An 18,363-nucleotide genomic window follows, 5' to 3' on the forward strand; every position below is an offset into this window, starting at 1 on the left:
GCGACGGGGTCGGCCGCGTGGGCGGCATCAGAGTTGACGAATGACCCGGGCAGCAGTTGCTACGTTATGGGCCAGGTGCAGCGGATTAATGGTCCCGACAATAGCACTGGCGACGCCCGTTTGCGCAAACAACAAGGTGAAACTGGCCTGAATTGGATCCATTCCCGGTTCCAGGCACACATGGCCGCTGGCCAGGGCCTTTTTCACCAGGATGCCCTTGCCGTGGGCGGCGGCATAGTCGATCACGGCCTTCTCGGCCTGTTCGTTGAGGTTGTAGGTGACCATCGCGCAATCGCCCTGTTCCAGTGCTTTCACACCGCCCTCGACGGTTTTGCCGGAGAAGCCGAAACCACGGATCTTGCCGTCTTTCTTCAACTGCTCCAGGGTCTGGTAAACCTCGCAATCATTGAGGATATGCAAGTCGTTGCCATCGGAATGCACCAGCACCAGGTCGATAAAATCCGTTTCAAGTCGTTTCAGGCTGCGTTCAATCGACATCCGCGTGTGGGCCGCGCTGAAATCGTGATGGGACACGCCGTTGGCAAACTCTTCGCCCACCTTGCTGACGATCACCCAGTCCTTGCGCTGATCACGCAGCAGTGGCCCCAGGCGCTCTTCGCTCATGCCATAGGCCGGCGCGGTGTCGATCAGGTTGATGCCCAGCTCGCGGGCCTGGCGCAACAGCATGCGCGCCTCGTCGTCGCCAGGGATCTGAAAGCCGCTGGGGTATTTAACTCCTTGGTCGCGGCCCAACTTGACGGTGCCCAGGCCCAGGGGCGACACCAGCAGGCCGGTGCTGCCCAGCGGGCGATGCAGGTCGTGCAGGGTTGGCAGGCTCATGGCAACAGTTGCTCCCAGGCGGGTTGGCCGATTGCCGGTTTTGGCAGCTCGGGCAGAGGGGCGCTGGCGCTTGGGCGGATGCCGTCGCGCTCCAGGGCGTGGAGTACGCGGTCGGCGAAGTCCGGCGCCAGGGCCAGTTTGGTCGGCCAGCCCACCAGCAGGCGGCCGTCTTCGGCAAGGAACGCGTTATCGGGACGGCTCAGCCCCGATTGCAGCGGCTCGGCGCGATCCACCCGCAGGGTGGCCCACTGGGTCTGGCTCATGTCGATCCAGGGCAGCAGTTGCGCCAGCTCTTTCTGCGCGGTGGCGATCTGTTCTTCAGGCGTGCGCGCCACGCCGTCAGCCTCGGCGATATCGCCGCCCATGTACCACACCCAGTTGCCATCGGCGGCCGGGTGGGTGGTGACGGTGATCCGTGGCTTGGTGCCACCCCCCAGGCAATGGGCGTACAGCGGCTTGAGGCCGGGGCCCTTGGCGATGATCATGTGCAGCGGGCGTTTTTGCATGGCCGGTTGGCTCAGGCCCAGGGCCGCGAGCAAGTCCGCCGTGCCGCCGCCAGCGCTCAGGACGATGCGCTGGGCGCGGATCTCACGGCCATCGACCTTCAAGCCCACCAGGGTGTGACCTTCCAGCAGCGGTTCGATGTGCACACCTGCGAGCAGACCGTCACCGGCCAATTGCGCCAGGCGGTTGATCAGGCTGGGCACGTCTACCACCAGCTCGGCCAGGCGGTAGACCTTGCCTTTGAAGCGAGGGTTCTGCAGCGCCAGGGGCAGTTCGTCGCCCTTGACCTGATCGACGCGGCCACGCACGGCCTTGCTGGCGAAAAAACTGGTGAGGTTGCCGGCAATCGTGCCGGGCGACCACAAGTAGTGCGCCTGGGACAGCACGCGCACGCCGGACAGGTCCAGCTCGCCGTTGCCGGCCAGGGCTTCACGCCAGCGGCGCGGCATATCGGCAATGGCTTCGGAGGCGCCGGTGAGGGCGCCGTGCAGGGCGTATTTCGCACCGCCGTGAATGATCCCCTGGGACTTCAGGCTTTGCCCGCCGCCCAGGGTGGCGTTTTCCACCAGTACCGTGGAAAACCCCTGGCCGCGCAGGCGCGCATTGAGCCAGAGGCCGGCAACCCCGGCGCCGACAATCAGAACGTCGGTGGAAATAACGGATGGCATCGGCGACCTCAGTGTTCAAGACAAGAGGCGCAGTATACAGGCTGTTGAGTGGCGGTCAGTGCCCGGCGGTTTTCGAGAACAACTGAATCACCACCACGCCCAGCACAATCAGGCCCATCCCCAGCATCGCCGGCACATCCAGCTTCTGCCCATAGATGAACAGTGCCGCGATGCTGACCATCACGATACCCATCCCGGCCCATACCGCGTACGCCACGCCGACCGGCACGGTACGCACCACCAGGGTCAGCATCCAGAACGCCACGCCGTAACCGACGATCACCAGCAACAACGGAATAGGGGTGCTCCAGCCTTTGATGGCTTTCATGGAAACGGTGGCGATCACTTCCGAGCAGATGGCGATGGCCAAGTAGTAGTAGGCGGCATTCATAGGGCAATCCTCGGTGTGATTTCATGAACTGTAGGAGCGAGCTTGCTCGCGAAAAACGTCAACGATAACCCGCGCTTTCTGAATGCACGCGGCGCCTGTGAGTTTTTCGCGAGCAAGCTCGCTCCTACAGTGGTCGGCATTTTAGACGTCTGCCAGATGGGGTAAAGTCATTACCTATCGGAAATAGAGATAGGTTGAGCCATGAGCGTGCAATGGGATCTGGAGCAGATGCGCCTGTTTGTCAGCGTCGCCGAGCAGCGTTCGTTTTCTGCCGTGGCCCGTGGGCAGCGCAAGGCGCAATCGGCGGTCAGCAATGGCATTGCCTTGCTGGAGGCGGACTTGGGCGTTGTCCTGTTCGAGCGTAGCAGCGGCCGGCAACCGCGCCTGACCGAAGCCGGCAGTGTGTTGCTGGAGGAAGCGCGTGAGGTACTGCGCCAGTGCGAACGCCTGACGGGGCGGGCCTTGTCGTTGACCCGCGGCGAGGAAGCCTGCCTGCGCCTGGCCCAGGATGAGGCGATGCTGTTCCAGCCAGTACTCGACAGCCTGGAGGCGCTGGCTGTGCACTACCCGTTGCTGGAGGTGCAGTTGTCCAGCGCGGCCCAGGGCGATGTGGCGCGCAAGTTGGTGGAGCGCAAGGCGGACCTGGGGCTGTTGTTCTATCACGACCAGATTCCCGAAGCCTTGGAGCGTCGAGTGGTGGGCAGTGTGGAAATGGTCACGGTGTGCGGAGTGAATCACCCGTTGGCCAAGGAGCAGTACGTGACGTGCCAGCACCTGGCCCAGTTTCGGCAGTTGCTGATGTCGACCCAGACCAGCGTCTACCCCGGCAGCGAGGCGGCCAGCCCTCTCGTGTGGCGCGCCGACAGCTTCTACGTATTGGCCGAATGGCTGATGAGTGGCCTGGGCTGGGCCTGGCTACCGCGGCACATCGTGCAATATCCGACCTACCAGCAACAGATGGTCGAATTGGCCAGCGAATGGACCCCGCCCGCCCTGGTGGTGGAACTGGTGTGGCGCCGCGACGAGCACCTGGGGCCCGCCGCGCGCTTTTTGGCTAAACGTTTTGCCGAGTGCTTGCAGGCGATCGACTGAAAAAGCCGATAAACTCCGCCGCCATGAATAGAACTCTCTACAGCTGTCTGTTTTACCTGGCGCTGCCGTTGGTGGCCTTACGCTTGTGGTTGCGCGCGCGCAAGGCACCAGCCTACGCCAAGCGTGTGGGCGAGCGGTTCTCCTATGGCTTGCCGGTGATGCGCCCCGGCGGGATCTGGGTGCACGCGGTGTCGGTGGGCGAAAGCATTGCCGCCGCCCCGATGATTCGCGGGTTGATGGCGCGTTATCCACAGTTGCCGATCACCGTCACCTGCATGACGCCCACCGGTTCCGAGCGTATCCAGGCGTTGTTCGCCAACGAACCGCGCATCCAGCACTGCTATTTGCCGTACGACTTGCCCTGCGCCGCCAAGCGTTTTCTCGACCGCGTGCAGCCCACGCTGGCGGTGATCATGGAAACCGAGCTGTGGCCCAACCATATCCATGCCTGCGCCCAGCGCGGTATTCCGGTGGCGCTGGCCAATGCAAGGTTGTCGGCGCGCTCGGCCAAAGGGTACGCGCGATTTGCCAAGCTGACGGCGCCGATGCTGGCAGACATGAGCTTGTTCGCCGTACAGACCGAGACCGAGGCCGAACGCTTCCGCAGCCTGGGCGCACGCCCTGAAACCGTGGAAGTGACCGGCTCGATCAAGTTCGACCTGAGCATCGACCCCCAGCTAACGGCTCGCGCCGCCGCCCTGCGTGAACAATGGGGCGCCAGCGAGCGTCCGGTCTGGATCGCCGCGAGTACCCACGAAGGTGAAGACGAGGTGGTGCTGGCAGCCCATCGCCAGTTGCTGGCGAACTACCCCAACGCCCTGTTGATTCTGGTGCCCCGTCATCAGGAACGCTTTAGCCCGACGTTTGAGCGCTGCGTGCAGCAAGGCTTTGCCACGGTGCGTCGCTCCAGTGGTGAGCCGGTCACCGAGCAAACCTCGGTGTTGCTTGGCGACACCATGGGCGAGTTGCTATTTCTCTACGCCCTGGCTGACAGCGCATTCGTCGGCGGCAGCCTGGTGCCGACCGGCGGGCACAACCCGCTGGAGCCGGCGGCGTTGGGTAAGCCGGTGATCATGGGCCCGCATGTCTTCAACTTCCTCGACATCACCGCGATGATGCGCGACGCCGGGGCGTTACGCGAGGTGGACGATGCCGATGGGCTGGCCGAAGCGGTGCGACAGTTGTTTGAGTTGCCCCAGGACGCACGCAGGATGGCGCAGGCGGGGCTCAAGGTGATGCAGGCCAACCAGGGCGCGTTAAAGCGGTTGTTGGATGGTTTGGACAGACTGATCAAACACTGACAACACCCACCCAATAATGTAGGAGCGAGCTTGCTCGCGAAAAACGTCAACGATAACGCGTGTTTGCCGAATGAACGCGGCGCCTGTAAGTTTTTCGCGAGCAAGCTCGCTCCTACAGAGGCAAGCCAGCTCCCACATTTTAATAGCCGGGGCGGGCCTTGAGCTGTTCGGCAGCGGCTTTGGCCAAGTCTGGCGGCAGGAAGTCTTTGTCCGGGTTGTAGTCGGCCTTGAGATAGCGCGCCAGATCCTGCAAATCCCCTGGGTTGAGCGTGCCCGCCGCCTGCTTCAAGCGCAGGTTGTCGAGGATGTAATCGTAGCGGCTGTTGTTGTAGTTGCGCACCGACGCGTACAGCTGGCGCTGTGAGTCCAGCACGTCGACGATGTTGCGGGTGCCCACCTGATAGCCGATTTCCGTGGCTTCCACCGCGCTCTGGTTGGAGATGATCGACTGGCGGCGTGCTTGCACCTGCTCCACATCGGTGTTGACTGCACGGTGCAGGTTGCGGGTGTTTTCCACCACCTGCCGGCGCAGGCCTTCGCGCTGCTGCTCGGTCTGGTCGAGGCGTGAATAGGATTCGCGCACTTGCGAGCTGGTGAGGCCGCCGCTGTAGATCGGGATGTTCAACCGCAGGCCCACGGTGCGTTGCGACACATCGCCGCCGTACGGGATAGGCAACTGATTCGGGTTGCTGAAACCCAGGGCGTCGTTGTCGCCTTTTTCGTATTGCGCGACCGCATCGAGCGTTGGCAAGTGACCGGCCTTGCGCTGCCGCAGGGTTTCTTCGGCGGCGGTGACCGCGTAATTGCTGGCGAGCAGGTTGAGGTTCTGGCGCCCGGCGGTTTCGACCCAGGCCTTGGCGTCGTTCGGCGCCGGCGGCAGCACCGGCAGCGTGTGGACGATGCCCTGGATCGAATTGTATTGGCGGTTGGTCAGGGTGATCAGTGCTTCGAATGCGTCGTCCACCTGGCGCTGGGCCAGGATGCGATTGGCCCGGGCGGTGTCGTAGCTGGCCTGGGATTGCAGCACATCGGTCTTGTCTGACAGGCCCACATCGAAGCGTTCGTTGGACTGGTCGAGCTGGCGCTTGAAGGCGTTTTCTTCGGCCTTGGTCGACGCCAGGTTGTCCTGGGCGCGCAGCACGGCGAAGTAGCTTTCGGCACTTTGCAAAATCAGGTTCTGCTCGGAGGCCGACAGTTGCAGCGAGGCTTGCTCGTTGACCGCTTGGGCGGCTTGCAGCTGGAACCAGCGGTCGGCGCGGAACAGTGGCTGGCTCAAGGTGGCCCGCCAGGAGTGGGCGTCACGGTTGGCCGTGGCGGCCGGCTGGTCGATCTGGGTGCGCACGTTGTTGCTGTCGGCGCCGGCGGACAGGTTCGGCAGCAACCCTGCGCGAGCCTGGGGTACCACTTCTTTTTGCGCGCCGTATTGGGCACGGGCAGCGGCCAGGTCGGCGTTGTTGTTCGCCGCTTCCTGATACACGCTGACCAGGTCGGTGTTGGCGGACAAGGGCGCTTCAGCTGCCCAGACCAGTCCGTTGGTCGCACAAGACACGGCAACAGCCAGTGAGAGTTTGCGCAGCATGAGGCGATCCCTAGTATGAATATTACGGTAATAATTCAGCGCCCAAGGCTAAGGCTGGCCATGCCTGGCGTCAAGCCTTGAGGCCGTGCCCGAGTGTAGTGGCCGGGCCTGCGCACAACAATCCCACGATCACGCCATTCATCACGCTGAATAAACCGCTATTGGCAATTTGCCCACGCCATGGTCTAGACTGGCCGCGTTCTTGTCGGGGTGCCTTGTTGGAAGGCTGAGATCGGTAAATACCGGATCCCGTTGAACCTGATCAGGTTAGCGCCTGCGTAGGGAACAAGATTTCTCGTCACCCGGCGAGTCCTCTTGTGCTTCGTCCGGGATGTTGTTCGACAATCGAACAGCCCTCGTGCGCCAAGCACAGCACTGGTTCCAGTGCGTCCGTCCGTCACAGGTTCGCTCCGACAAAAATCCACCGCCTGGATAAGTTGGAGAGCCTGTGATGACTACAAAACTAAAAAATACCGTGCACCTGAGTGAATCGGCCAAGGTCGACTCCGGCTCCGTGCAGCCGTTTACCCGCTCGCAAAAAATCTACGTGCAGGGCTCCCGCCCGGACATTCGCGTGCCGATGCGCGAGATCAGCCTGGACGTGACCCCCACGGAGTTTGGTGGCGAAATCAACGCCCCTGTAGTGGTCTATGACACCTCCGGCCCCTATACCGACCCCAATGTCATCATCGACGTGCGCAAAGGCTTGGCCGATGTGCGCTCGCCGTGGATCGAAGAACGTGGTGATACCGAGCGGCTGGCCTGCTTGAGTTCACGCTACGGCCAGGAACGCCTGGATAACCCCGACCTGGCCTACCTGCGCTTTGCCCACCTGCAAAACCCGCGTCGTGCCAAGGCCGGTGCCAACGTCAGCCAGATGCACTACGCGCGCAAAGGCATCATCACGCCAGAAATGGAATACGTGGCCATCCGCGAAAACATGAAGCTTGAAGAAGCACGCGCCAGCGGCCTGCTCAAGCAACAACATGCCGGGCATAGCTTCGGCGCCAGTATTCCGAAAATCATCACCCCCGAGTTCGTGCGCGAAGAAATCGCTCGCGGCCGCGCAATCATCCCGGCCAACATCAACCACACCGAGCTGGAACCGATGATTATCGGCCGTAACTTCCTGGTGAAGATCAACGGCAATATCGGCAACAGCGCCCTGGGTTCGTCCATTGAAGAAGAAGTGGCGAAGATGACCTGGGGTATTCGCTGGGGCTCGGACAACATCATGGACCTGTCCACTGGCAAGCATATCCATGAAACCCGCGAGTGGATCATCCGTAACTCGCCCGTGCCGATCGGCACCGTGCCTATCTACCAGGCCCTGGAAAAAGTCGACGGCGTTGCCGAAGACCTGACCTGGGAGCTGTTCCGCGACACCCTGATCGAACAGGCCGAGCAAGGCGTGGACTACTTCACCATTCACGCCGGCGTACTGCTGCGCTACGTGCCGCTGACCGCCAATCGCGTCACCGGCATTGTCAGCCGTGGCGGCGCGATCATGGCCAAGTGGTGCCTGGCCCACCACAAGGAAAACTTCGCCTACACGCACTTTGAAGAAATCTGCGAAATCATGAAGGCCTATGACGTCAGCTTCTCACTGGGAGATGGCCTGCGTCCGGGGTCGGTGGCCGATGCCAACGACGCTGCGCAATTCGGTGAACTGGAAACCCTGGGTGAGCTGACCAAGATTGCCTGGAAGCACGACGTGCAAACCATGATCGAAGGCCCTGGCCATGTGCCGATGCAACTGATCAAGGAGAACATGGACAAGCAACTGGAGTGCTGCGACGAAGCGCCGTTCTACACCCTCGGCCCGCTGACCACCGACATTGCACCAGGCTACGACCACATCACGTCGGGTATCGGTGCGGCGATGATCGGCTGGTTCGGTTGCGCCATGCTCTGCTACGTCACGCCCAAGGAGCACTTGGGGCTGCCGAACAAGGATGACGTGAAGACCGGGATCATCACCTACAAGATCGCGGCCCACGCGGCCGACCTTGCCAAAGGCCACCCTGGCGCGCAGATTCGCGATAACGCCTTGAGCAAGGCACGCTTCGAATTCCGCTGGGAAGACCAGTTCAACCTCGGCCTGGACCCGGATACCGCGCGGGCCTTCCACGATGAGACGCTGCCCAAGGAGTCGGCCAAGGTCGCGCACTTCTGCTCCATGTGCGGGCCGAAATTCTGCTCGATGAAAGTTACCCACGAGGTGCGTGAGTACGCAGCCAACCAGCGCATTGATGCGGTGGATGTGGATGTGGCAAAGGGCTTGGCCGAGCAGGCTGAGCGGTTCAAGCAGGAAGGTAGCCAGCTCTACAAGAAGGTCTGATCCATAGGCGGCGGTGTCTGCGCCGCCGTCATCGCGGGCAAGCCCGGCTCCCACAGTTGGCCTAAGTGGACACAGATTTTGTGTTCACAGCCGGTCCCTTGTGGGAGTCGGGCTTGCCCGCGATAGCGATCCGACAAACACCCAATCTCCCCCTGCAATAACAACCGATCAGCGCCGTGCGGGCACCAGCTCAGGCTTGATCACACCGGTGAGGCGCGTATAGGGCAGGGTGATTTCGATCAGCCCCTGTGCGTAAGGGGCGATGGTGCTGACGTTGTACTTGAGCACCACGCCGCCGCTGGTCAGGGCCACGTTCGGGGTTTTCTGGAACGGCCAGCTCTTCACGAACTCCGGATCGCGGTCCATCTTGGTGCTGATCAACCAACTGTTGTGGGCGACTTTCGCAGTATTCCAGAAGGCCTGCTCCTGGCCGGGCAGCAGCATGTCGGCCAGGGTCAGTTCCTTATGCAGAATCCGTGAATAGTTGATAAACCCGCGGCCTGGCTCGCCGTGGGCGACACCGGTGTCCAGGTAGCTGGACACTTCAACGATCACCAGTCCGTCATGCTGGTCACGTACCTTGGCTTGCAAGTACATGCCGTGGCGGTCCGGCGACTCACGCAGGAAGGTGTTGCGGTAGGCGTTCAGGCTCGCCGGTACACTGGCGCCAGGCGTGGTGCGGGTCATTTGCAGCAGGCGCTGTTCCACCAGGCTGTCCAGTTGTGGCTCGGCGGGGAAATGCACGGTGTCGATGTTCACCAGCGGGCAGGCCGGGCTGTCACAGCCGGGCTTGATCTGCTCCGATTTGTCGGTGGTAACGTCCAGCGGCTTGAGATAGGCCGGTTGGAACAGGCTCTGGCAAGCACCCAGGGTCAAGGCAATACAGGCCACGGAGGCGATTCTTAAAAGCGACATGTGTGTCCTTCGTAAATCGATGGAAAGCGAAAAGAGTAGCGCTTGGACTGCCAACGTGGCCGCCAGTTCGCCACTAAACTGATTGCAGTGAGTTTGACGCTCGCCGTCTCTTCCGGCAACCGCAAAGGGGCTGCATCAACGGGCGTCGGCGCGTTAGGATGGCGCCCATTGCACGAGCTTAACGAGGGACACCATGACGGACATCGCGAAGTCGACGCCGAACAAAATCGAGATTGTTCAGCGTGACAATGCCTATAAAGGCTTCTACAAGCTCGATCGCGTGCAACTGCGCCACGAAAAATTCGACGGCGGCATGAGCCGGGTGATCAACCGCGAAGTGTTCGTGCGTCATGACGCCGTGTGCGTGCTGCCCTACGACCCGCTGCGCGATGAGGTGGTGCTGATCGAACAGTTCCGCGTCGGCGCCATGGGCCGTGCCGATAACCCCTGGCTGGTGGAGATGGTCGCCGGCCTGATTGACAAGGATGAGCAACCCGAGGAGGTTGCACACCGCGAGGCCGAGGAGGAAGCTGGGCTGACGTTCTCCGCGCTGTGGCCGATCACCAAGTATTTCCCGTCACCTGGCGGCAGTACCGAATTTGTCCACCTGTACCTGGGCCGGTGCGACAGCTCGGGGGCGGGTGGGGTCCATGGATTGGAAGAAGAAGCAGAAGATATCCGCGTCACCGCTTGGGCCTTCGAAGATGCCTTGCAGGCGGTGCGCGACGGCAAGATTTCCAACGCAGCCAGCATTATCGCCCTGCAATGGCTTGCGCTTAATCGCGCGGAAGTGAGGGGGTTATGGCAGTAAAGGCACGGGAACGTTACCGAGTTGACCTGATCGGGCTGCAAGCGGCCTGCGAGGCCAACTATGCGCGGCTGATGCGCCTGCTCCCGGACATGCGCCACGCTCCCCAGGCGCGGCGCATTGCTGTCACCCATGGCGACCAGATGCTCGGCGTGCTGACCCTGGAAGTCATTCTCACTTGCCCATACACCACCACCCTGCGGGTACGCCAGGAGCACAGCCTGCCGTGGTTGCCGGTGCCGCAATTGGAAGTGCAGGTGTACCACGACGCGCGTATGGCCGAAGTGATCAGCGCCGAACATGCGCGACGCTTTCGCAGCATCTATCCTTACCCGAATGTGTTCATGCACCAGCCCGATGAGAAAGCACAGCTCAATGTGTTCCTCGGCGAATGGCTCAGCCACTGCCTGGCCTTGGGCCATGAGTTTGAAGTGGTGCGGTAGATGTGAACTGCGTCTGCTTCCTTGGGTTTCCTCTTTGTGTCCTGCCCCAGCATAATCGCGCCAACTATCCATTCCTGTGATTGCCAGGGAGAGCGCCTTGCCGAGCGTATCCGCCGTGAATCCTGATGCCGTGTTGCTGGTGCAGTTGTCCGACAGCCATCTGTTTGCCGACCCTGACGCCACATTGCTAGGCATGAACACCCGTGAAAGCCTGCAACGGGTAGTCGAGCTGGTGCGTGCGCAACAGCCGGCCATCGACCTGATACTGGCGACCGGCGACCTGTCCCAGGACGGCACGCTTGAGTCCTATCAGCAGTTTCGCGATTTGACCGCCTCCCTTGGCGCTCCGGCGCGTTGGATTCCTGGCAACCACGACGAGCCGCAGGTCATGGCCCAGGCTGCCATGCACAGTGATTTGCTCGAACCGGTGGTGGATATCGGCAACTGGCGTATTACTCTGCTGGATTCGGCGGTACCTGGGTCTGTGCCGGGCTACCTGCAAGACGCGCAACTGCAACTGCTGGCGCAGGCCTTGAGCGAAGCGCCGGGCCGCCATCACCTGGTGTGTTTCCATCATCATCCGGTGCCCATCGGCTGTGCGTGGATGGAGCCAATTGGTCTGCGCAACCCCGAAGCGCTGTTTGCCGTGCTTGAGCGCTTTCCGCAGACCAAGGCATTGCTGTGGGGGCATGTGCATCAGGAGATCGACAGCGAGCGCGACGGTGTGCGGCTGCTGGCTTCGCCGTCTACCTGTATCCAGTTTGCGCCGGGGAGTGAGGACTTTCAGGTCAGCGAGCAGGCACCGGGGTATCGCTGGTTGCGTTTGCATGGTGACGGACGGTTGGAGACGGGGGTGGAGCGTTTGGTTGGCTTTGCATTCACCATCGATTACGGCAGCAACGGCTATTAGGACCTGTTAACACTGATCAAAATGTGGGAGCTGGCTTGCCTGCGATGGCAGCCTGACAGCCGACGCCTATCTACCTGACACCCCGCACTTCAAATGTGGGAGCGGGCTTGCTCGCGAAGGCGGCCTGGCAGGCAACACAGTTGGATGGTGTACATATCCATTGCTGCGGTAACGGCCGCTTAGGGTTCCGCCCTGACGGCGGCTCACTTTCGAAAAGCGCGAAAGTAAGCAAAGCGCTCTTGCCCCACCACTCGGCACCTCGCCTAGGCTCGGTGTGCCCGTAATCCGCCAGTGATTTGGGGGGGCGCCGCCACGCGCCATCCATGGCGCGGGGCGGCTAAACCGGCATCCCTGCCGGTTTACCCCCCAAATCCCTGTCGAATTCCGGCCAGCGTGGTTTAACGGGGCGCCTGAGATCAAGATCACAAGCAGATCAAGAGCAAGATCAAGAGCGGCTCGCTTCGCATCGTGGTTACCGTCTGCGGCTACAGCCCACAAAGTTATGTAGATACCTATGGTGATCGCAGGCAAGCCAGCTCCCACAATGGGTCCGCTTCTGCCTGCATTCCCTGTAAACTGCGCGTCTTTGGCCCCAGCACGGAGAGCCCGGCATGTCCGCTTCGATCCTGTATATCCACGGTTTCAACAGTGCGCCGGCTTCCAACAAGGCCAGCCAGTTGAGCACTGTGATGGATGCCCTTGGCCTGTCCGACCAGTTGCGTGTGCCGGCGCTGCATCACCACCCTCGTCAGGCGATTCTTCAATTGGAGCAAGCGATTGCGCAACTGGGCCGGCCACTGCTGGTCGGCAGCTCACTCGGCGGCTACTATGCAACCCATCTTGCCGAACGCCATGGCCTCAAGGCGCTGCTGGTCAACCCGGCGGTCAGCCCCCATCGGATGTTTGACGGTTATCTGGGCACCCAGAAGAACCTCTACACCGATGAGACCTGGGAATTGACACAGGACCACGTCACGGCGCTGGCCGAGCTGGAAGTACCGGCGCCCCAGGATGCCGGGCGTTATCAGGTGTGGTTGCAGACCGGGGACGAAACCCTGGATTATCGCCTGGCCCAACAGTATTACCGGGCCTGTGCCTTGCGCATCCAGGCCGGTGGCGACCATGGTTACCAGGGGTTCGCCCAGCAATTGCCGGCACTGTTGTGCTTTGCCGGTATTGGCGCAGATCAGTTTCAATCCTTCGATTTTTCGTCACTGTAGAAAATCGCAGGTCACTTTTTAATCGAACGACTCACGACGAGACCCCATGGCCACTCCCAGCGCTAGCTCTTATAACGCCGACGCCATCGAAGTCCTCTCGGGCCTCGACCCGGTGCGCAAACGCCCCGGCATGTACACCGACACCAGTCGGCCGAACCACCTTGCCCAGGAAGTCATCGACAACAGCGTCGACGAAGCCTTGGCCGGGCACGCCAAGTCGGTGCAAGTCATCCTTCACGCCGACCATTCCCTGGAAGTGTCCGACGACGGTCGTGGCATGCCGGTGGACATTCACCCCGAAGAGGGGGTGCCGGGCGTCGAGCTGATCCTCACCAAGCTGCACGCCGGCGGCAAGTTCTCCAACAAGAACTACCAGTTCTCCGGCGGTTTGCACGGCGTGGGTATTTCCGTGGTCAACGCGCTGTCGACCCTGGTGCGGGTTAAGGTCAAGCGCGACGGCAACGAGTATCAGATGACCTTCGCCGATGGCTACAAAGCCACCGACCTGGAAGTGATCGGCACCGTGGGCAAGCGCAACACCGGCACCAGCGTGTACTTTGCGCCGGACCCCAAGTATTTCGATTCGCCCAAATTCTCCATCAGCCGCCTCAAGCACGTGCTCAAGGCCAAGGCTGTGCTGTGCCCGGGGCTGCTGGTCAGCTTTGAAGACAAAGGCACCGGCGAGAAGGTCGAGTGGCACTACGAAGACGGCCTTCGCTCTTACTTGGAGGATTCGGTCAGCGACTTCGAACGCCTGCCCAACGAGCCGTTCTGCGGCAGCCTGTCGGGTAATAAAGAAGCGGTGGACTGGGCGCTGCTGTGGTTGCCCGAAGGTGGCGACAGTGTGCAGGAAAGCTACGTCAACCTGATTCCTACGGCCCAGGGCGGTACCCACGTCAACGGTTTGCGCCAAGGCTTGCTGGATGCCATGCGTGAATTCTGCGAATACCGCAGCCTGTTGCCGCGCGGCGTGAAGCTGGCGCCGGAAGACGTGTGGGAGCGCATCGCGTTCGTGCTGTCGATGAAGATGCAGGAACCGCAATTCTCCGGCCAGACCAAAGAGCGCCTGTCGTCCCGCGAGGCGGCGGCGTTTGTCTCTGGCGTGGTCAAGGACGCTTTCAGCCTGTGGCTCAACGAGCACCCCGAGCTGGGCCTGGCCCTGGCGGAGCTGGCGATCAACAACGCCGGCCGTCGCTTGAAAGCCAGCAAGAAGGTCGAGCGCAAGCGCATCACCCAGGGCCCGGCATTGCCCGGCAAACTGGCCGATTGCGCCGGGCAAGACCCGATGCGTTCCGAGCTGTTCCTGGTGGAGGGTGACTCCGCCGGCGGTTCCGCCAAACAAGCGCGGGACAAGGAATTCCAGGCGATCCTGCCGTTGCGCGGCAAGATCCTCAACACCTGGGAAGTCGATGGCAGCGAAGTGCTCGCCAGCCAGGAAGTGCACAACATCGCCGTGGCCATTGGCGTAGACCCAGGCGCGGCGGACATGAGCCAGTTGCGCTACGGCAAGATCTGCATCCTCGCCGACGCCGACTCCGACGGCCTGCACATCGCCACCTTGCTGTGCGCGTTGTTCGTCCAGCATTTCCGCCCGTTGGTGGACGCCGGCCACGTCTATGTGGCCATGCCGCCGCTGTACCGCATCGACTTGGGCAAGGAAATTTTCTATGCCCTGGACGAAGCCGAGCGCGATGGCATCCTCGACCGCCTGGTGGCCGAGAAGAAACGCGGCAAGCCACAGGTCACGCGATTCAAGGGCCTGGGTGAGATGAACCCGCCGCAACTGCGCGAAACCACCATGGACCCGAACACCCGGCGCCTGGTGCAGTTGACCCTGGAAGACTTCGCCGCCACCTCGGAAATGATGGACATGTTGCTGGCGAAGAAACGCGCTGGCGACCGCAAGACCTGGCTTGAATCCAAAGGCAACCTGGCCGAGGTGCTGGGCTGATGCGCACAGGCTTCGCCCTGGCGATCCTGATGTTGAGCGGGCTGGCGGTCACCCAGGTGGCTGCCGCCAGCGTGGCAGAGCTCAAGCTGGTCTCGGAACACCCGGTGGACGGCATGCGCGGTGGGAACCTGTCGGGCCTGGCGTTGTGTGGCAACGAGCTGTGGACGGTTTCGGACCGCGATGACGACCAGATCTACCGCCTGGATACCCGTGCGCCGACCTGGAGCGCCGAGGCAATAAAGATCGACGTGCCGCCCGTGCCCGAGTCCGGCCTGCCTTGGGGCTTGCGTTCGCGTACCAAGGCCGCTTCGTTCATACGCGGCGGTGACCTGGACTTTGAAGGCATCAGCTGTGATGCCGCAGGCAACCGCTACATTGTCAGCGAAGCCCATGCCGCGGTGCTGCAGGTGCCGGCGGCGGGCGCGCCTGAATGGTTGAAAATCGCGCCGGGCATGGTGCGTGAAGCCAGGGCCAGTGGCATGTTGCTGCACTTTAATGCCTTGTTCGAAGGCCTGGCGGTAAACCCTGAAGGCAATCAGATCTGGCTGGCTGCCGAGCGCGAACGCCGTGGCCTGGTCTCGATCAAGCGTGGGCAGAGCGTATGGGATTGCGATGGCCGTTGTGTATTGTTGAGCGAGGCCGGCCAGGAAGTGCAACCGGCGCAGTTCCCCAATGCCAAGGCCGTGTCCAAGGACTTTGCCGACTTGTCGCTGTTCAACGGCAAGCTGTTTACCCTGGAGCGCAATGCGTTCCAGATCTGCCGGCGCGACCCGCTCACGGCCAAGGTTGAGCTGTGCTGGTCGTTTGCCGACGAAGCCCTGACGCCGCAGCGACGTTACCCACAGTCGTATGGCCTGGCTGAAGCCCTGTTGGTGGATACTGACGGTGCCTGGGTCGGCATCGACAACAATTTCGGCCCGCGTGCCGATGGTGAAAAGCGTCCGATGGTCTATCGTTTTGCCGCCCCGGACGGCGGCTGGAGTGCCCAGCCATGAATCGAGATTTTTTTGAATTGAATCAGCGCAGCGGCAGTTCCGCTGCGCCTTACCCCATGATGAGGCCCGCATGAGTGACATCCTCGCAGACAGTTTAGATGGCGTAGAACGCCGGTCGCTGGCTGAATTCACCGAAAATGCCTACCTCAACTACTCCATGTACGTGATCATGGACCGTGCCTTGCCGCATATCGGCGACGGCCTGAAACCCGTGCAACGGCGCATCATCTACGCCATGAGTGAGTTGGGCCTGGACGCCGATTCCAAGCACAAGAAATCGGCGCGTACCGTCGGTGACGTGCTGGGTAAATTCCACCCCCACGGCGATTCTGCGTGCTATGAAGCCATGGTGCTGATGGCCCAGCCGTTCAGCTACCGCTACACCCTGGTGGACGGCCAGGGTAACTGGGGTGCCCCGGATGACCCCAAATCCTTCGCCGCCATGCGTTACACCGAGGCGCGGCTGTCGCGTTATTCCGAAGTGCTGCTCAGCGAGCTGGGCCAGGGCACGGCCGACTGGGGGCCGAACTTTGACGGCACCCTCGACGAACCCCTGGTGTTGCCGGCACGTTTGCCGAATATCCTGCTCAATGGCACCACCGGTATTGCGGTCGGCATGGCCACTGACGTGCCGCCGCATAACCTGCGCGAAGTCGCCACCGCCTGCGTGCGCTTGCTCGATGAGCCCAAGGCTACGGTCGAGCAGCTCTGCGAGCATATCCAGGGCCCGGATTACCCGACCGAAGCAGAGATCATCACGCCGCGCGCCGACCTGCTGAAGATGTACGAAACGGGCAAGGGCTCGGTGCGTATGCGTGCCGTGTACCACATTGAGGACGGCGACATTATTGTGACCGCGCTGCCGCACCAGGTATCGGGTGCCAAGGTGCTGGAGCAGATCGCCGCGTTGATGCAGGCCAAGCCGTCGAAATTGCCGCAAGTGGCCGACCTGCGTGACGAGTCCGACCATGAGAACCCGTGCCGTATCGTGATCATCCCGACCAACAGCCGGGTGGATCATGAAGTGTTGATGCAGCATTTGTTTGCCAGCACAGACCTGGAGTCCAGCTATCGGGTCAACGTCAATATCATCGGCCTGGACGGCAAGCCGCAGTTGAAGAACCTGCGCAATCTGCTGGTGGAATGGCTGGAGTTCCGCGTACAAACCGTGCGCCGCCGCCTGCAATTCCGCCTCGACAAGGTCGAGCGCCGCCTGCACCTGTTGGACGGCTTGCTGATCGCCTACCTCAACCTGGATGAAGTGATCCATATCATCCGTACCGCCGAGCATCCGAAGGCCGAACTGATCGCGCGTTTCGAGCTGAGCGAGATCCAGGCGGACTACATCCTCGACACCCGCTTGCGCCAGTTGGCACGCCTGGAAGAAATGAAGCTGCGCGACGAGCAGGATGCGCTGCTCAAGGAACAAGCCAAGCTGCAAGCCCTGCTGGGCAGCGAAGCCAAGCTCAAGAAGCTGGTGCGCAGCGAACTGATCAAAGACGCCGAAACCTATGGCGATGACCGTCGCTCGCCTATCGTCGAGCGCGCTGAAGCCAAGGCTTTGACCGAAACCGAGCTGTTGCCCAACGAGAAAATTACCGTCGTTCTGTCGGAAAAGGGTTGGGTTCGCTCCGCCAAAGGGCATGATATTGACGCCACCGGCCTTTCGTACAAAGCCGGTGATGGCTTCAAGACCGCTGCCGCCGGGCGTTCCAATCAGTTCGCGGTGTTTATCGACTCGACCGGGCGCAGTTATTCGGTGCCGGCCCATACCCTGCCGTCTGCACGGGGGCAGGGCGAGCCGTTGACCGGGCGCCTTACGCCGCCACCGGGGGCGAATTTCGAGTGCGTGCTGTTGCCGGACGATGATTCGCTGTATGTCATCGCCTCCGACGCCGGTTACGGCTTCGTGGTCAAGGGCGAAGACCTGCAGGCCAAGAACAAGGCGGGCAAGGCGCTGTTGAGCCTGCCGAACAACGCCAAGGTGATTTTGCCAAGGCCGGTGGAGGATCGTGAAAGCAACTGGCTGGCGTCGGTGACCACCGAAGGGCGCTTGCTGGTGTTCAAGATCAGCGACTTGCCGCAGTTGGGCAAGGGCAAAGGCAACAAGATTATCGGGATTCCCGGTGACCGGGTGGCCAGTCGCGAGGAGTACGTGACTGACATCGCCGTGGTCCCGGAAGGCTCTACCCTGGTGCTCCAGGCCGGCAAGCGCACGTTGTCATTGCGCCCTGACGACCTTGAACACTACAAGGGTGAGCGTGGCCGGCGGGGTAACAAACTGCCGCGAGGCTTCCAGCGAGTGGATGCCTTGCTGGTCGAAACGCCGGTTTAAGCGGTACTAGAGGCCTCGATCTACGATTTAACGCGTAGATCGATGCTTTCGCGCTGGAGTCATGGCGCAT

15 protein-coding genes and 1 riboswitch are annotated in these 18,363 nt (G+C 61.7%); of the genes, 10 read left to right on the forward strand and 5 right to left on the reverse strand.

The annotated features are described in order from the left end of the window. Positions 1-27: 27 nt before the first annotated feature. The 3 genes from PSH76_RS02515 to PSH76_RS02525 are packed head-to-tail and all read right to left on the reverse strand — an operon-like array spanning position 28 to position 2,403. A complete protein-coding gene (locus PSH76_RS02515; protein ID WP_032893881.1) occupies positions 28-840 on the reverse strand; it encodes an aldo/keto reductase in 813 nt (270 codons plus the stop codon). Then, entirely contained in the window at positions 837-2,012 is a 1,176-nt protein-coding gene (locus PSH76_RS02520) for an FAD-binding oxidoreductase (protein WP_305493549.1), read from the reverse strand. Before PSH76_RS02520 ends, PSH76_RS02515 begins: the two co-directional genes overlap by 4 nt. 55 nt (positions 2,013-2,067) lie before the next feature. Then, positions 2,068-2,403: a multidrug efflux SMR transporter gene (locus PSH76_RS02525; protein ID WP_003188013.1), complete on the reverse strand. Its 336-nt coding sequence runs from the start codon at positions 2,401-2,403 to the stop codon at positions 2,068-2,070. A gap of 201 nt (positions 2,404-2,604) precedes the next feature. On the opposite strand from PSH76_RS02525, the gene PSH76_RS02530 reads away from it, so the two are divergent. Then, positions 2,605-3,495 carry a LysR family transcriptional regulator gene (locus PSH76_RS02530; RefSeq protein WP_032893879.1) on the forward strand — a complete coding sequence of 297 codons (891 nt, stop codon included), beginning with the start codon at positions 2,605-2,607 and terminating at the stop codon, positions 3,493-3,495. 23 nt (positions 3,496-3,518) lie between these two features. Then, complete coding sequence (gene waaA / locus PSH76_RS02535; protein WP_305493550.1) at positions 3,519-4,796, forward strand: lipid IV(A) 3-deoxy-D-manno-octulosonic acid transferase; 1,278 nt, start codon at positions 3,519-3,521, stop codon at positions 4,794-4,796. Positions 4,797-4,935: 139 nt separating this feature from the next. Here the strand turns inward: waaA and PSH76_RS02540 are convergent, their stop codons facing one another. Further along, on the reverse strand, positions 4,936-6,375 hold the full coding sequence (locus PSH76_RS02540) for a TolC family outer membrane protein (RefSeq protein WP_032893875.1): 1,440 nt from the start codon (positions 6,373-6,375) through the stop codon (positions 4,936-4,938). Positions 6,376-6,571: 196 nt separating this feature from the next. Continuing rightward, positions 6,572-6,677, forward strand: a riboswitch (TPP riboswitch). Positions 6,678-6,826: 149 nt separating this feature from the next. Between PSH76_RS02540 and thiC the strand changes: the two genes are divergently transcribed. After that, complete coding sequence (gene thiC / locus PSH76_RS02545; protein WP_056782739.1) at positions 6,827-8,716, forward strand: phosphomethylpyrimidine synthase ThiC; 1,890 nt, start codon at positions 6,827-6,829, stop codon at positions 8,714-8,716. Positions 8,717-8,884: 168 nt separating this feature from the next. Here the strand turns inward: thiC and PSH76_RS02550 are convergent, their stop codons facing one another. Continuing rightward, positions 8,885-9,631 carry an RsiV family protein gene (locus tag PSH76_RS02550; protein ID WP_003188019.1) on the reverse strand — a complete coding sequence of 249 codons (747 nt, stop codon included), beginning with the start codon at positions 9,629-9,631 and terminating at the stop codon, positions 8,885-8,887. Positions 9,632-9,824: 193 nt separating this feature from the next. Between PSH76_RS02550 and PSH76_RS02555 the strand changes: the two genes are divergently transcribed. From PSH76_RS02555 to parC, 7 genes are all read left to right on the forward strand, one after another. Continuing rightward, the gene (locus PSH76_RS02555; protein ID WP_032893869.1) at positions 9,825-10,442 is read left to right on the forward strand and encodes an NUDIX domain-containing protein; all 618 of its coding nucleotides are present in this window, start codon (positions 9,825-9,827) and stop codon (positions 10,440-10,442) included. After that, the gene (locus PSH76_RS02560) at positions 10,433-10,882 is read left to right on the forward strand and encodes a DUF1249 domain-containing protein (RefSeq protein ID WP_003188022.1); all 450 of its coding nucleotides are present in this window, start codon (positions 10,433-10,435) and stop codon (positions 10,880-10,882) included. The genes PSH76_RS02555 and PSH76_RS02560 overlap by 10 nt, the downstream gene beginning before the upstream one ends. 97 nt (positions 10,883-10,979) lie before the next feature. Then, the gene (cpdA, locus tag PSH76_RS02565; RefSeq protein ID WP_305493551.1) at positions 10,980-11,792 is read left to right on the forward strand and encodes a 3',5'-cyclic-AMP phosphodiesterase; all 813 of its coding nucleotides are present in this window, start codon (positions 10,980-10,982) and stop codon (positions 11,790-11,792) included. Positions 11,793-12,403: 611 nt separating this feature from the next. Continuing rightward, positions 12,404-13,012, forward strand: coding sequence for a YqiA/YcfP family alpha/beta fold hydrolase (locus PSH76_RS02570; protein WP_305493552.1), 609 nt, complete (start codon positions 12,404-12,406; stop codon positions 13,010-13,012). A 46-nt stretch (positions 13,013-13,058) separates the two neighbouring features. Beyond that, the gene (parE, locus tag PSH76_RS02575) at positions 13,059-14,963 is read left to right on the forward strand and encodes a DNA topoisomerase IV subunit B (protein WP_003188026.1); all 1,905 of its coding nucleotides are present in this window, start codon (positions 13,059-13,061) and stop codon (positions 14,961-14,963) included. After that, complete coding sequence (locus PSH76_RS02580) at positions 14,963-15,958, forward strand: esterase-like activity of phytase family protein (protein ID WP_305493553.1); 996 nt, start codon at positions 14,963-14,965, stop codon at positions 15,956-15,958. The genes parE and PSH76_RS02580 overlap by 1 nt, the downstream gene beginning before the upstream one ends. A gap of 70 nt (positions 15,959-16,028) precedes the next feature. Then, positions 16,029-18,293 carry a DNA topoisomerase IV subunit A gene (gene parC / locus PSH76_RS02585; protein ID WP_020301636.1) on the forward strand — a complete coding sequence of 755 codons (2,265 nt, stop codon included), beginning with the start codon at positions 16,029-16,031 and terminating at the stop codon, positions 18,291-18,293. Positions 18,294-18,363 lie beyond the last annotated feature (70 nt).

The sequence above is a fragment of the Pseudomonas sp. FP215 genome (genome assembly GCF_030687795.1).
Classification (GTDB): Bacteria; Pseudomonadota; Gammaproteobacteria; order Pseudomonadales; family Pseudomonadaceae; genus Aquipseudomonas; species Aquipseudomonas salmasensis.

What these genes read in the sequence shown, in the direction of transcription:
- PSH76_RS02515 (WP_032893881.1), bottom strand. Translation starts at nt 840, where the DNA reads ATGAGCCTGCCAACCCTGCACGACCTGCATCGCCCGCTGGGCAGCACC.
- waaA (WP_305493550.1), top strand. Translation starts at nt 3,519, where the DNA reads ATGAATAGAACTCTCTACAGCTGTCTGTTTTACCTGGCGCTGCCGTTG.
- PSH76_RS02580 (WP_305493553.1), top strand. Translation starts at nt 14,963, where the DNA reads ATGCGCACAGGCTTCGCCCTGGCGATCCTGATGTTGAGCGGGCTGGCG.
- PSH76_RS02550 (WP_003188019.1), bottom strand. Translation starts at nt 9,631, where the DNA reads ATGTCGCTTTTAAGAATCGCCTCCGTGGCCTGTATTGCCTTGACCCTG.
- parC (WP_020301636.1), top strand. Translation starts at nt 16,029, where the DNA reads ATGAGTGACATCCTCGCAGACAGTTTAGATGGCGTAGAACGCCGGTCG.
- PSH76_RS02540 (WP_032893875.1), bottom strand. Translation starts at nt 6,375, where the DNA reads ATGCTGCGCAAACTCTCACTGGCTGTTGCCGTGTCTTGTGCGACCAAC.
- thiC (WP_056782739.1), top strand. Translation starts at nt 6,827, where the DNA reads ATGACTACAAAACTAAAAAATACCGTGCACCTGAGTGAATCGGCCAAG.
- PSH76_RS02560 (WP_003188022.1), top strand. Translation starts at nt 10,433, where the DNA reads ATGGCAGTAAAGGCACGGGAACGTTACCGAGTTGACCTGATCGGGCTG.
- PSH76_RS02520 (WP_305493549.1), bottom strand. Translation starts at nt 2,012, where the DNA reads ATGCCATCCGTTATTTCCACCGACGTTCTGATTGTCGGCGCCGGGGTT.
- PSH76_RS02555 (WP_032893869.1), top strand. Translation starts at nt 9,825, where the DNA reads ATGACGGACATCGCGAAGTCGACGCCGAACAAAATCGAGATTGTTCAG.
- PSH76_RS02525 (WP_003188013.1), bottom strand. Translation starts at nt 2,403, where the DNA reads ATGAATGCCGCCTACTACTACTTGGCCATCGCCATCTGCTCGGAAGTG.
- PSH76_RS02530 (WP_032893879.1), top strand. Translation starts at nt 2,605, where the DNA reads ATGAGCGTGCAATGGGATCTGGAGCAGATGCGCCTGTTTGTCAGCGTC.
- parE (WP_003188026.1), top strand. Translation starts at nt 13,059, where the DNA reads ATGGCCACTCCCAGCGCTAGCTCTTATAACGCCGACGCCATCGAAGTC.
- PSH76_RS02570 (WP_305493552.1), top strand. Translation starts at nt 12,404, where the DNA reads ATGTCCGCTTCGATCCTGTATATCCACGGTTTCAACAGTGCGCCGGCT.